Below are 14236 nucleotides of genomic sequence, written 5' to 3'. Positions count from 1 at the left end.
CATTATTCTTTGGATTCATAATATACATACCAACCATAGTCGTCCCAGTCACCTCCACCTGTATATTTTTGCGGATGATACAGTGTGATATACTCATCAGTCAATGTAAGTATCCAGAAGACATTTTCGCTGCCTTTTTTCTGACCAAGATCATCATAATTGCTTCCGATAACGGGGATATTGGTTGTCAGTCTGCCTTGAACCAATGTTTCTGGTTGGTCGCGGTCGAAGCCAAATGTTCCTTCGTTCATCAGATTGCCACTCTTGTCATAAGTCTTCACTTTGGTTCCCTGTATTTCGAATACTATCTTCTGATCTCCTGCCTGTGCAAGATTTACTGATCCCCACCATGCAAAATTAGATTCCGGAGTATATCCTGAACTGGTATATTTCCATCCGCCATGTGCTCCCATGTTGCAGACTGAACCCCATTTTACTTCACGGAATCCCCATGCTTTGGTTGCATCAGCGTCCGCTTTGTCTTTGGCTCCGGTAAAGATGCCCATCCACTCGTCAAATACATTGGTTACATTCACGGTGAAAATATCGCTGGTTACAATCTTGCCATTGGAGATTGCTTCATAGTATATTTCATAGGTTCCATTGGCACCATATATGATGGTATCATTGTCGCTACCGGTGATTTTGGTGCCGATTCCATAGTGCCAGACTCCTCCTAATTCGGGACGACTGTTTTTGAGTACCACATATTGATCTCCTTCTACAGCATCATCTTGATTGGGGATAGGCTGTGTGACAGATAATATAGAGGTTAATTCTTCTTTACTGATAGGATCTCCTGCATTCGTGACGTATTTATCGCGTAAAGATTCATCTTCCATAGGATCGCAAGCTGTGACTATAGCCATTGCTGCGAGTAATAATAGTATTGCTTTTAATGTTTTCATATCATTGAGATTTTAAATGGCATTACATTTTTGTCCAATCACTGAATTGTGCTTCAGGGCCCCAGCCGGGATTTTGTTCCAGCATACCATTGGAACGGTCGATTTCAATTTGGGGTATAGGCCAATAACCTTGAGTTGCCTGCAAACGTTTCTTATAGTCGTATTTCACCATTGGTACGATAGCTGCTGCATTGATGATATCAAATCCTGTCTGACGGTTTAAGGCATTTCCCGCCTCTTCCAGAGAAGGTCCGGACCAACGGAGCATATCCCACCAACGTATTGATTCAAAAGCAAACTCCCAGCGGCGTTCCTGCTTAAGTGCGTCCAATGTGTATGAAACAGGAGCCAGGTGTGAGCGCTGGCGTACTTTATTCAGACCTGTTGCATCGCCCGTCAACTCGGAGTGCATCAGCAGCACATCTGCAAAACGGATGTGGATGAGGTCGGCAATGTTCAATAACTGTGGAGACGTTTGGCTGGATATGCCCGGATGTAATGTTTTTCCGAAAGCTTCGAGCACTCCATTGCTATTATACGCATTAATATTGATGTATTTCTTGTTGAAATATCCGGTTTGCTCATAGTAACGGTAAGAAACGGTATACGCAGGTTCAGAATCATCTAACCGGAAGTCGCCTAATATATTGCCTTCGTTGTTGGGGTCCATAGCTTTGTAGGACCAGATAGAACCGGAAATTCGAGGGTCTTCAGTATATCCATCCAGGAATGTTTGTTTATTGGACCACTCTTTCCAATCCTGTACCATACCGGGAGATACCGGACCTGCTCCCCAGCCAAAGTTAAATGGATAACTTTCATTTTTCCAGTCAGCGTCATCACCCGATGGGGAGTAGAACATTGCACAGGTATTGGCGAACCATGTGTACGTCCATGTGGAAGTCAGATTATGCTTATTGGCGAATAGTGTTTCAATAGAAGAATTACCCTCCCAGGCAAGTTTATGTTTTACTGCATATGAATATTGCTTCTGGGATGTACTGCTATTGGTGGCGGAATTTGTGTAAGCCCATAGATTGCGTTGATCGGAAACAAGGGCGTGTCCGGAGTTATTTATGCAGTCTTCCAACCATTTGATGATCTGCTCCTTTGTGATTTCACCTTCCGTCAAAGGCAGAGTCTTTTTATCGTAACGTCCGGTATAGAATAAGAATACCCGTGCGGCAAATGCTTCTGCTGCGTATTTAGTGGCATGCCCCGCCATGGCATTTCCTGCTGGATATATCCGGTTAGGCATCATTTCAATGGCATTTTTGATATCTGATGCAATCAAGGCATAAACTTCGTCAACGGATGCTCGTGGAAGATTTACTGCTTCGATTGTGGTGCGGAGTGGTACGCCGCCGAATATTTTTACTAATTCATAGTAGGCCCATGCACGGAGGAAATAAGCTTCACCGAAGTGGCGTAGGCGTTCACTTTCACTTGACCAACTTTTTACATTGTCAAGGGTGTTGATTGTATTGTTTGCATGATTGATAAGTTGATAACAACGGTCCCATATGCCAAGCCTGCTATTCAGGTTGCCCTGATAGAGTAAGAAGTTGGTGGCACAGTTGCCTGAATAAGAGAGGTTGCCACCTAAGCAATCATCACTGGCCAATTGAGCAGTATAATACTCAGAGGAAGTTTCCGGATCTTCAAATAATAATTTGGCATAGATAGATGTCAACATCTGATTGGCATCTTTCTCTGTTTCCGGAAAGTTTTCAGTCGTTTTCTCTGTCAGCAACTTTGTGTCAAGGAAATCTTCACATGACGTGAGTAGCAGAAGTATTGGTAGTAAATATAGTAACTTTTTCATATTTTCATATTATTAGAATTTGACATTTAAACCGATCATACATGTGCGGGCTTCAGGATAATATCCTAAATCTATGCCTTGTACCCAACCGAAATCGCCACCATAACCGATTTCTGGATCCATTCCAGAGTATCCAGTGAAGGTATATAAGTTTTGAACTGTGGCATAAAGTCTGAGTTGTTGCAGAGGTATCTTTTTGAATATCTTCTTGAAATCAACTCCGATGGTGATATTTTTAATTTTGAGGTAATCACCGTCTTCTACATAAATATCAGATACTTTAGACCAATTGCTGCCACCGGTACTTGCCAGACGAGGCAATTTGTTGGAGGTTCCTTCTCCATGCCAACGCTCCAGGATGTCTGTAGTGAAGTTTTGCAATGGAGAACTTGCATAATCCCTATAGCATTTTAAGATTTGCTGACCAAAAGCTCCATAGGTAGTAACAGAGAGGTCGATCATCTTCCAACTGACATTGAAGGAGAGACCAAGTGTGAAATCCGGGTGGGGATTACCGATTTCTGTACGATCCTCGGAATTAATCACTCCGTCATTATTAACGTCTGCCCAGATTACATCACCAGGTTGTGTCTGAGCTCCATTTTCTTTAGCTCCTTTATACTCGTCGATTTGTTTTTGGTTTTGGAAAATGCCAAGGCTTTTGTATCCATAGAAATATCCTAAAGGTTTCCCTATTTCTCCACGAGCACATTCATCAGATGCATTCCATAAGTTACCTGAAGGACCATGAAGGATACCATCTTCATTGGGGAGCTCGGTAATTTTGTTTTTATTGAATGCAGGAGCTACATTTATACCATAATTCCAGTCTTTGCCTATGTTGTCATTCCAGTGAAGGCCTATTTCAAATCCGGTATTGCGTATAACTCCACCATTAACGGCAGCCGGACTTGAGCCAAATGAATAAAGTACTGGTGGGGTGATAAGCCAATCTTTGGTTAACCGTTTATACCAATCAAACTCAAGTGCCAGACGGTTATTGAAGAAGCGTGCATCGATACCTATATTAAGTTGTTCCTGAGTTTCCCAGGAAAGGTCGGGATTTGTCAGCTTGTATGCGTAGGAACCAATAGAAACTTGATCCATGGAATCGCCAAATGAGTAACCTCCATAACCGTTATTGGCAGTAATACGTGATATATACTCAAAAGTATTTACGGCATTATTACCATTTTGTCCCCAGGATGCGCGTAGCTTTAAGAAGTCCAGCCAGTTGAGGTCCGGCATGAAGCTTTCGTTTGTAATGACCCAGCCGACTGAGAAAGATGGAAAGTATCCCCAACGATGACCACGGGCGAAAATAGAGGACCCGTCTGCACGCATAATAGCTGTTGCCATATACTTTTCTTTATAATTGTAGTTTATGCGACCAAAGAAGGAAGCCATTTGTCCTGCGGCACCGGGTGTTCCTGTTAAACTTTTAATCTTATTTTTATCATCGTATTTTATGTTACTCAGATAGGCATGTTCAAAATCAGAGAATTCTGAACCTTCTGCATTGGCACTCATGGAGTCGCCCATGCCGTATTTCTCAAGACTTTGTCCTATTACTGCGTCAATGTGGTGATCTTTGATGCTGAAGTTATAACTAACTGTATTTTCCCACGACCAACGGTGATTGAGTGACATAGATTGGGTTACTCTGTCATCTTGTGTGGTCAGACTTTGGCTTAATGGGCGATAGCTGGGGATATAAGAACGATAGCTTGAAGCAGATAAAATGTATCCGAATTGCGACTTGATGCGCAAATTCTTGATAGGTTGTAATTCTGCATAGAAGCTGGACTGCAAGTAATGGCTTTTACTTAATGCATGACTTGTATAATAGTCCATATAGGCTATTGGATTTGTTGTATTCTCTCCATATCCTTCTTCTTGTGCATCATCATATAAGTAATAATCTCCCTTACTATTGTAAGCGTGCATCAATGGAGTAGTAGTTAACATGTCACGCGTACCATTCCAGTAAATATCACCAGTAGCGAAAGAACCTGTCGTTTGTTGAAATTTGTAATTAAGTGTCTGGCCTATCTTGAGGACGTCGAGGTTTCCTACCTTTTTAAGGATATGGTTAGAGTTGATACGAGCATTATATCGGTCCATACTAGCAACACGACCAGGTGCTCCCATAGTGGCTTCCTGATTAAAATAGGTAAAGCCGATAGAAAAGTTCGAGCGTTCAGTGCCTCCAGTAAAATTCAGCGAGTGACTTTGAATCGGAGCGTCATTATTTAATATCTCCTTTATCCAGTTGGTCCCATTCCAGGTCCCTTCCTGGATGGCTTTATAATCAGCCGCCGTTAGCCATTTCTCCCAACTCAGGAGTGGGGTGCCATCCATCATATGCATTTCGTCCTCTATCATCATGTATTCTTTAGCGTTTAGCATGGTAGCAATTTTGGGAAGATTCTGAATGCCGTAATAGCCATCATAACTAGCTTCAAAATTACCAGCTTTACCTTGTTTGGTAGTGATAAGAATAACTCCGTTGGCGGCACGCGAACCGTAAATAGCAGCAGACGCGGCATCTTTTAAAACGTCTATAGATTCGACGTCAGCAGGACTAAGCCCGTCGATACTACCATTGACTACTCCATCTACTACATATAAAGGAGAATAATTTCCATTAGTTCCCAAACCGCGGATATTAACTTTAAATCCTTGTCCTAGAAAACCTCCGTTTGAAGTGATGTTTACGCCAGGAGCCTGGCTTTGTAGACCTCCTAATACATCTGTTGTATTTAGTTTAGCAATATCGGTTCCTTTTACTTGTACAGTAGCACCGGTAACCAGCTTCTTTTTTTGAACTCCATAACCAACTACTACAACTTCTTCCAGTAGCTCGGCATCTTCTATCAAGGTTATTCTCATATTTGGAGCTACTTTTACTTCCTGCGTTTTATAACCGATATAAGAGATTACCAAAATAGCATCTCTTTTCACGGAAAGCGAGAATTTACCATCTATATTGGTAATGATACCATTGGTTGTCCCTTTTTCCAGAACACTTGCTCCAATGACGGGGTCGCCCATTTGGTCTATTACTACACCATTGGCAACTTGTGATTGCAATTGTTCTGCAATTCCGGATAAACCTTCTGAATTTGTTTCGATTGCCAGAGTGGTATTGCTTCCTATTAGTAAGGCTACAATGGCAATGGTTGTGAGGATTTTGTTATGCAGTGTTCCTCGTGCGCGATTTTCATTCATGATTTGATGATTTTTGTTTAAAGCTAAATTGGGATTTGAATAAATTAGATAGTGAGATGGACAATAGAATGTCTTAGGTCATTGATTCTTTTCTCATAAGCAATTGTTTTTCTAAGGTTAATATTATAAATAAGGTATTTCAGCGTTTTAAGTCAGAAGTTGTTTCATGTATTGTTCTGATATTGCTACTCCAAATATAATTTGTATTTTCTTCATTTAAAATAGTTAAAGGTATATATTAAACTCTGTTATATATAGTTTTCTTTGCTTAAGAAAGTTGCGTGAATAAAATGAAGATTTAGATGCAACTGGCTTGCATTTTTGAAAAATATATTGATAATGGTTTATGATGTTGTATATTAGGAGTTTAGACTTATTTTTATTGCTTTTTGTGTTTGTTTATTTCTTTGTTTTTAGAAAGCGTTTAAAGTTTGTTAACAAAATCACCTCTCTGATATGAAGTAAATGAGGTGATGGATAGAGTCATATATTCTCTTCTTTTCGTTAAAAAGTATATTATTTGCCGATTTTGGAAACTTATCGTATCTTTGTATCCGGATTAAAAATGTATGATGCCGTGGATAGCGGTCGTGTATTCTAGAACACCACGTAAAAAACAGGAATTATGAAGCAAAAAGTATCTGTACCTTTTATGCTGCTAGGCATTCTTTTTAATGTATGTCTGATTGCAGCCAATCTTCTTGAAACAAAAGTCATCCAGGTTTTCGGTATTACCGTAACCGCAGGTTTACTGGTTTTCCCTATCTCTTATATTATTAATGATTGCATTGCAGAGGTGTGGGGCTTTCGCAAAGCCCGTCTTATCATCTGGAGCGGATTTGCTATGAATTTTTTTGTGGTCATGCTGGGACTGATAGCTGTGGCTTTGCCTGCTGCACCGTTCTGGGAAGGAGAGGCACATTTTAATTTCGTATTTGGCATGGCGCCACGCATTGTAGTGGCCAGTCTAACGGCATTTCTGGTCGGTTCATTTCTCAATGCTTACGTCATGAGTCGTATGAAAGTGGCGAGCGGCGGACGGCATTTTTCAGCTCGTGCCATCTGGTCGACGATAGTAGGGGAGACGGCGGATTCTCTGATATTCTTTCCCGTTGCTTTTGGAGGAATTATTGCCTGGCCTGAGTTGTTGATGATGATGTGTATTCAGATTGTATTGAAATCCCTGTATGAAGTATTGATCCTTCCGGTTACCATCCGCGTTGTGGCGGCTATTAAACGTATTGACGGAAGTGATGTGTATGATGAAGGTATTTCCTATAATGTGTTGAAAATCAAAGATATTTAAGATAATTTGCAAGTAATAATTAAATGATTGTGAATAAAGAAGTTGCATTAGTAGTATTTAGTGGTGGGCAAGACTCTACCACTTGTTTGTTCTGGGCGAAGCATAAATTCAAGAAAGTGGTTGCTTTGAGTTTCTTGTATGGACAGAAGCATGAGAAAGAGGTAGAATTGGCTCGGGAAATAGCCCGTAAAGCCGATGTGGATTTTGAAGTAATGGATGTATCTTTTATCGGTAAGTTGGGGCATAATTCGCTAACAGATGCTACCATGGTCATGGACCAGGAGAAGCCTGCCAATAGTTTTCCCAATACATTTGTGCCGGGGCGCAATCTGTTCTTCCTGAGTATAGCTGCTGTGTATGCCCGTGAGCGTGGCATCAGTCATATGGTGACAGGAGTATCCCAGACAGATTTCAGTGGCTATCCCGACTGTAGGGATGCTTTTATTAAGTCTCTCAATGTAACGTTGAACCTGGCCATGGATGAGCAGTTCGTCATCCATACCCCCTTGATGTGGATTGATAAAGCGGAAACCTGGGGACTGGCAGATGAGTTGGGAGTACTGGAATTGATACGAAGCGAAACTTTGACGTGTTATAATGGTATTCCAGGTGATGGTTGCGGTCACTGCCCTGCATGCAAGCTGCGTCGTGAAGGATTAGAGAAATATCTTAATAGTAAATGATAGTATAGTTATGACTGAACTGAAAGACCAACTCTCCCTTTTGGGAAGAAAAACAGAATATAAGCAAGATTATGCTCCCGAAGTACTGGAAGCTTTTGATAACAAACATCCTGGGAATGATTATTGGGTGCGTTTTAATTGTCCGGAATTTACCAGTTTATGTCCCATAACCGGGCAGCCCGATTTTGCAGAAATCCGTATCAGCTATATTCCTGATATTAAAATGGTGGAAAGCAAGAGTTTGAAACTCTATCTTTTCAGCTTCCGAAATCATGGTGCTTTCCATGAAGATTGCGTGAATATCATAATGAAAGACCTTATCAACTTGATGAACCCTAAATATATTGAGGTGACAGGGCTCTTTACGCCGCGCGGTGGCATCTCCATTTATCCGTATGCTAACTATGGACGTCCGGGAACAAGGTATGAAGCCATGGCGGAGCAGCGTCTTATGAATAGGGAATAATATTTGGGGGGGTGAAAGAAACACCCCCAAATATTACTTTTTAATAATTACCACCTCCGTAGCTTTCAGGATTTCTGTTTCTTCAATCTTTTCCTTGACATATGTCACTTCTACGCTGTCATCTAATAGTACACCACCTATCTTGTTTGTATTAGCATCCATGGTACTGATATTGACTGTATCTCCTTCACCGGTTATTAGAGTTATATTGTTCATTGTGGCATCATAAACAATGCCATTAACTACTTTGGATTGGCTTTCTTGTTTACAAGAGCTGGTACATCCTGCAATGACTGTAAATACAAACAAATAAATGATGTTCTTCATATATAATAGTTTTTCGTGGTAAATATTAGATGCAAATATAGAATTATTTATTGAAAAAATATTGATTGCCGGATTGAAAATATTTTCTGGCGAATCAAATATTATTTTTATGTGTTTTTTTATCAAATCAAATTATGTGATTATTAGTAGTTATGCATCAGGTGCTCCCTGGAGTCAGACTATTATTTCACATATTATGCAGAAAAAGTATAATCAGAGAAATATAAGTATGAAAGTGGAATATATGAATATTCTGATTATTGAAACACCCGAAATTCTGAGATAATATAAAGAAAATCTGTTTTCTACCTATGGAGAAAATCTTCCGAAAGCAGTGTTAATGCCGGGCAATACCCCTTATTGTTGAGGGATGACATGCGAAAATATTGCATTCAAAATATGGGCGGTGAAATCGGAGTTGAGTCTACGTTGGGAAAAGGGTCTACCTTCTGGTTTACACTTCCCCTCAAACTGGAACAGTAAGAGGGGAGAGTGTTTCCTTTATATGACAGCCTTGTTTTCGATTGAATTTTTTAGTCGTATCAAGGCTTCAATATAGTAATAATCTGCATAGATGATGGCAGCATCTATTTCAGAATTATTCGGCAAGTGTCCGGTGGAGTGAAGGAGGAATGCCGGTTTGCTTTTGCCGCATTGATACTTGTCCGAACTCAGGCTTGCCAACATTTTTATAGCTGCATTCTTATATTCTTCTCCCTTTTTGCCGGGCAGGTAAGTGGAGAGTTCAAGTAAAGCCGATGCGGTTACACTTGCAGCGGAAGCATCACGTGGGACATTCGGGATATTGGGGTCATCAAAATCCCAGTAAGGCACATAGTCTTCCGGCAATCTTTCTAAATATACATCTGTTACTTTCTGTACAAAATCCAGATATCGCGGATCTAATGTTTCCCTGTAGACTACTGTATATCCATAGATAGCCCACGCCTGTCCGCGTGCCCACATGGTATTGTCTGCATATCCCTGATGTGTAACTCCTTTTATGAAGTCGCCCGTCAAAGTATCATAAACTGCTACGTGATAGGAAGTGTAGTCGGGACGGAACTGATATTTCATAGTCTTATCAGCGTGCGACACTGCTATATCTGCCAGATATGGGTTTCCTCCGTTCTTGGCAGCCCAGAAAAGCATTTCCAGGTTTATCATATTATCCATGATCGTATTGTGTCCACCGAACATTTCTACATTACGTGGCCATGAAAGTATAGTGCCTACACGAGGTTTGAACAAGGTTGCCAGTGAATCTGCTGTATCCAGAATCACTTGTTTGTATTCCGGATTATGTGTCAACCGATATCCATTGCCGTAGCTGCAAAAGATCAGAAAACCCAGGTCATGGTCGTATGCCGGAATTTGTGACAGGAACTTCAACGGTTCGGTGAATTTCTCTGCTTCTTTCTTTATGGCTGCTTTACCGGTATATTCGTAATCATACCATAAAACTCCCGGCCAGAAGCCACTGCACCATTCATCCTTTGTTGCTTTTCGGCAATGCCAGGTGTTGAGGCTGTCCATGATGTTACGGGGCATCATCGAGTAGTCGATAGTACCTTCTGCCGCTTTTAGTTCTGTTAAAGTGCGTTGTACCTGGGCGTCACAGTAATCCAGCGCCTCATATACATCTACATCCATTCCTTTCTCGGGCATGTTGCAAGCTGTAAACATGCACAAGCATGCACCGAACAGTAGTTCTTTTGTTTTCATATAATCAGTCTTTTTATTTATCTATGTGAAACCAATCGGCATCTACCCATCCCCGTTCCTTACCATAAGGAGTGGTACTGAATAGCCCTACTTTGGCACCTATCCATTTTCCCTGACGGGCTGTGAAAGGCATACCTATTGCTTTATATTTCTTACCATCCAGGCTGTAATAGAAGTGGCAGATACCGCCTTTCTCTATTTTTACCTGTAGATAGATATCTCTTTCGTAGTTGGGAAACAAACCTGCTTCGTACTTTCTGCTGGCAGGTAATTCTGCCAGGCGAGTGACTGTTTCGGGTGTCTTTTGCTCTGCATCCTTGCAAGTCACTTGTTTCAATATAAACTTATCGCCCTCTTTCTCTACTCCGAGGTAACAATAGTCCCAACCCATCACAATCAATCCGGATTGCTGTCCGTCCATTTTGGCGGAAACTTTTAGTTTGGTAGTTGCTGTGAACTCTTCTGCCATGAATTTCTGCAATAAAAGGTTTGGCACTTCCCAGAAATTCACAAAGTTTTCGGAGAGAATATGTCCGTAAATACGGATGAATCCCAGGTCGGAAGTATATCCGAATGTATCCTGATAATTGGCATGCCATTCCCATTGTAGGCCTAACTGACGGGTATTGAACTTGTCACTGTCCGCAGGTGTTTCTACCGGGTAATTCTTGCCTACATTGGGCTTTTTATAACGGGTTACTGGTTCGCCACAACCATCGCCGTCCTTATCTTCTCCAATTACAGGCCAGTCGTTTACCCACTTCATCGGGTTCAGGTGAACGACACGCCCATACATGGCTTTATCCTGAAAGTGAACGAACCAGGATTCCCCTGTCTGCGTATCAACCCATGCGCCTTGGTGGGGACCATTGATGCCGGTAGAGCCTTGCGCCATGACAATCTTCTTCTCATAAGGACCGTATATATTCCGCGAACGCAATACTAACTGCCATCCGGTTGCTACTCCGCCTGCCGGGGCAAAAATATAGTAGTAGCCATTCCGCTTATAGAGTTTGGGGCCTTCAATTGTATGGTTGATTCCATCATTACCATCAAAGACCAGTACCGGATCACTGATCACTTTTGTTCCTTCTGCATTCATCTCACAAATTGTGATAACACTGTTCAGTGCGGCACGACTTCCTGCCCATGCGTGTACCAGATATACTTTTTCATCTTCATCCCATAGTGGAGCAGGGTCTATCATGCCACGACCGGCTTTTACCAATATCGGTTTCTCCCATTCTCCGGCCGGGTCTTTGGTCTTTACCATGAAGATGCCATGATCCGGATCTCCCCAATAGATATAAAACTCTCCATTATGGTGGCGGATGGATGGTGCCCAAACACCTTTTCCATGCTGGGGAGCATTGAAGAACTCGATGGGTTCTATCTGTTTCAGCGCATAGCCTGCGTATTTCCAGTTAACCAAGTCTTTGGAATGGAGAATGGGCAAACCGGGAGCACATCCGAAGCTGGAAGCCGTCATATAAAAATCTTCACCTGCCGCACAGACATCCGGATCGGAATAATCGGCATGCAGCACCGGATTGATGTATGTGCCATCCTTCTGATCAGATACCCAGGCTTTGGATACATATTGGGCGTCCGCCTGCCAGCAGGCAGCGCATAGCAATGTCGTAAGCAGAAATATCTTTTTCATCTTTTTATTTACCTTTTAAAATATCCTGAAAACAAAGATTTTACCTAAACAAACTCTTACCTTTATCTACTGAAAATAATCTTAATGTGTTATTTGCCTATTAATACGAGCGAATCTGTTTATTCACTCAATGAAATATCATATTTTATAATCTTTCTCCTTTGTACTTTTTATACTTCTTCATTTCCTGTCTGTCTATAGGTACCAATCTTATGGCAGCTCCACCACTGGGTTTCAGCTGGAACTTCATAGTTTGTGAAGCATTGACAAACAGATAAGTACATTTTACTTGTGTACTTGTTTTTATCTTTTCTCCTCCATCCGTATAGATGCAGGCGAGATAATTTTTTTCTTTATCAAGGAACGTGAGAGGTATTTCTTCTTCAGAACCTTCATTGTTGGTCATTGCTGCAACAAACCATTCCTGACCTTTTCGGCGTGCCATTGTTATGTTTTTGCCGGGAGTGCCATCCAATACTTTCGTATCGTCGAATACGGTTTGCAAGTTCTCAAACCATTCTATTTCCGGTTCTCCGTGATAGAACGATGGTTTGTCATACCAGAAGATAGTTTGTAGTGGGCTGTAGAACACGAGCGATGCTGCCAGTTGGTGAGCATGAGTCGTTTTCAGCCGTTTGTCGAAATAACAGATCGTATAGTCGGCTGCACCGTTTATCATACGAGTGAAGGGGAGCGTGACGTTATGAGTTGCATCGGGAAATTCTTCGTTTCCACAGATACCTTCCTGAGTCAATAAATTCGGATAAGTACGGCTGAAGCCTGAAGGACGATATTCATCATGGATATTCATCAGCAGATGATTTTCTGCCGCTAAACGAACCATATCATGGATCCAGGTTGCCCAGCGATGGCTGGCGTATTGTACGAAACCGGATTTCACCCCGACAATTCCCCATTTGCGGAGCAATGGGAAAAGTTCACGCATTTGTTTCATAAGTGCATGCTGGTTTACGTACACCCAGACGCCAACCCCTTTGTCCTTGCCATAAGCTATTACACGAGGCATATCCAGTTGGGCAACCACCTTTGTGGCATCCCCGTCATGTGAAGCACAGGGCATGTACCATTGCCAGTCGAAAAGCATATAAGGGATATTATGTGCTGCACAGAAGTCGATGGTTGCAATAGCGCCTTCGGTTGTGATAGTTGCTTCGCGCATAATCTTGCCTGGTTTCACCCATGCAGCGGCATCGGAAATTTCACACGGCGGATTCAGATTCTGGATGATATCATTGTGTTCAAGCAATTCACCCGGTTTGTCGGCTGCCATGACTATTTTCCAGGGAGTGGCATAATAAGTCACCACATCCACGGGGCTATACATTACAGAAGTCAGTGTGTTCTTCTTATCTGTGGAGGCAAGGTATTTGGTCAGGCACCAGTCGTCTACATCAGCATCTGCCAGTGCGGCCCATTTACCATTCGGGAGTTCCAGCGTAAGGGCACGTTCTACCGGATGTTTGATATCATCAATGTTCAGGTACTCAAAGAAAGCCTGTGCCCATTGTTCGGTCCATGCTTTTGTACCTGCCGGTAAGGCGTATTCTGTGAGATCACCTACTACTTTATGAAAGATAGCCTTCGGGTGTTCCGGGAAGAAATAGCGGAAAGCTACTCCTTCATTATAGGCGCGCACCTCAATGTTGAGCCGGTAGCCGGAGTTATCTTTTTGGGAGAGATAAAGGGTGCCGGCCCGGTAATGATCTCGTACACTACTACGTTCACCGTAAAGCGGCTGCCAGGTGATGTCTGTTTCGGGTTGGTAAGTCACGGAGTCTACTTCCAGATTGTCCATCCAGCAGGCAGACTGTTTCAGGTTTCGTGCTCCCAGAGCCATTTCCCATATCCGGTTGTCCAGTTCCAGTCCGGCACGTGATTCATTGACTACAGGTTGTGACTTGTAATCTACCCGATAACAAAGCTCGTTTACCGCGGGTGAAACCTGCTTTTGGTAAAATACTATTTCATGTGTTCCGTCAGGAGATGCTAGCTTCAGTTCCTTGCTATTGTCCGCAAAGAGGGAAGGAGCGAGAGCTAACATAATAATTGCTGAGCCGATAGTCTTCATATTTTTGTATTTA

10 protein-coding genes are annotated in these 14236 nt (G+C 42.1%); 3 read left to right on the top strand and 7 right to left on the bottom strand.

The window, feature by feature from the left end:
* Nucleotides 1-2: 2 nt before the first annotated feature.
* The 3 genes from QZ135_RS06990 to QZ135_RS06980 are packed head-to-tail and all read right to left on the bottom strand — an operon-like array spanning nt 3 to nt 5964.
* On the bottom strand, nt 3-908 hold the full coding sequence (locus QZ135_RS06990; protein ID WP_294607138.1) for a hypothetical protein: 906 nt from the start codon (nt 906-908) through the stop codon (nt 3-5).
* A 22-nt stretch (nt 909-930) separates the two neighbouring features.
* The gene (locus QZ135_RS06985) at nt 931-2733 is read right to left on the bottom strand and encodes a RagB/SusD family nutrient uptake outer membrane protein (RefSeq protein WP_294607136.1); all 1803 of its coding nucleotides are present in this window, start codon (nt 2731-2733) and stop codon (nt 931-933) included.
* Between the two features lie 12 nt (nt 2734-2745).
* Nucleotides 2746-5964, bottom strand: a complete 3219-nt coding sequence (locus QZ135_RS06980; RefSeq protein ID WP_294607134.1) for a TonB-dependent receptor — start codon at nt 5962-5964, stop codon at nt 2746-2748.
* A gap of 625 nt (nt 5965-6589) precedes the next feature.
* Here QZ135_RS06980 and QZ135_RS06975 point away from each other — a divergent pair.
* Genes QZ135_RS06975 through queF form a run of 3 tightly spaced genes read left to right on the top strand, consistent with a single transcriptional unit; the run spans nt 6590 to nt 8419 of the window.
* Nucleotides 6590-7270, top strand: a complete 681-nt coding sequence (locus tag QZ135_RS06975) for a queuosine precursor transporter (protein WP_294607132.1) — start codon at nt 6590-6592, stop codon at nt 7268-7270.
* Between the two features lie 29 nt (nt 7271-7299).
* Nucleotides 7300-7953: a 7-cyano-7-deazaguanine synthase QueC gene (gene queC, locus QZ135_RS06970; protein ID WP_294607130.1), complete on the top strand. Its 654-nt coding sequence runs from the start codon at nt 7300-7302 to the stop codon at nt 7951-7953.
* Nucleotides 7954-7963: 10 nt separating this feature from the next.
* On the top strand, nt 7964-8419 hold the full coding sequence (gene queF / locus QZ135_RS06965; RefSeq protein ID WP_294607128.1) for a preQ(1) synthase: 456 nt from the start codon (nt 7964-7966) through the stop codon (nt 8417-8419).
* Between the two features lie 33 nt (nt 8420-8452).
* Here queF and QZ135_RS06960 read toward each other — a convergent pair whose 3' ends face one another.
* The 4 genes from QZ135_RS06960 to QZ135_RS06945 all read right to left on the bottom strand — a co-directional run bounded on the left by QZ135_RS06960 (nt 8453) and on the right by QZ135_RS06945 (nt 14223).
* Nucleotides 8453-8746: a hypothetical protein gene (locus QZ135_RS06960; RefSeq protein ID WP_294607126.1), complete on the bottom strand. Its 294-nt coding sequence runs from the start codon at nt 8744-8746 to the stop codon at nt 8453-8455.
* Nucleotides 8747-9247: 501 nt separating this feature from the next.
* On the bottom strand, nt 9248-10471 hold the full coding sequence (locus QZ135_RS06955; protein ID WP_294607125.1) for a glycoside hydrolase family 88 protein: 1224 nt from the start codon (nt 10469-10471) through the stop codon (nt 9248-9250).
* Nucleotides 10472-10484: 13 nt separating this feature from the next.
* Nucleotides 10485-12134, bottom strand: a complete 1650-nt coding sequence (locus QZ135_RS06950; RefSeq protein WP_294607123.1) for a glycoside hydrolase 43 family protein — start codon at nt 12132-12134, stop codon at nt 10485-10487.
* 145 nt (nt 12135-12279) lie between these two features.
* Complete coding sequence (locus QZ135_RS06945) at nt 12280-14223, bottom strand: glycoside hydrolase family 97 protein (protein ID WP_294607122.1); 1944 nt, start codon at nt 14221-14223, stop codon at nt 12280-12282.
* Between the last annotated feature and the right edge of the window lie 13 nt (nt 14224-14236).

Source organism: uncultured Bacteroides sp., assembly GCF_905207245.1.
Lineage (GTDB): Bacteria > Bacteroidota > Bacteroidia > Bacteroidales > Bacteroidaceae > Bacteroides.
This window is presented reverse-complemented; position numbering and strand designations above follow the sequence as displayed.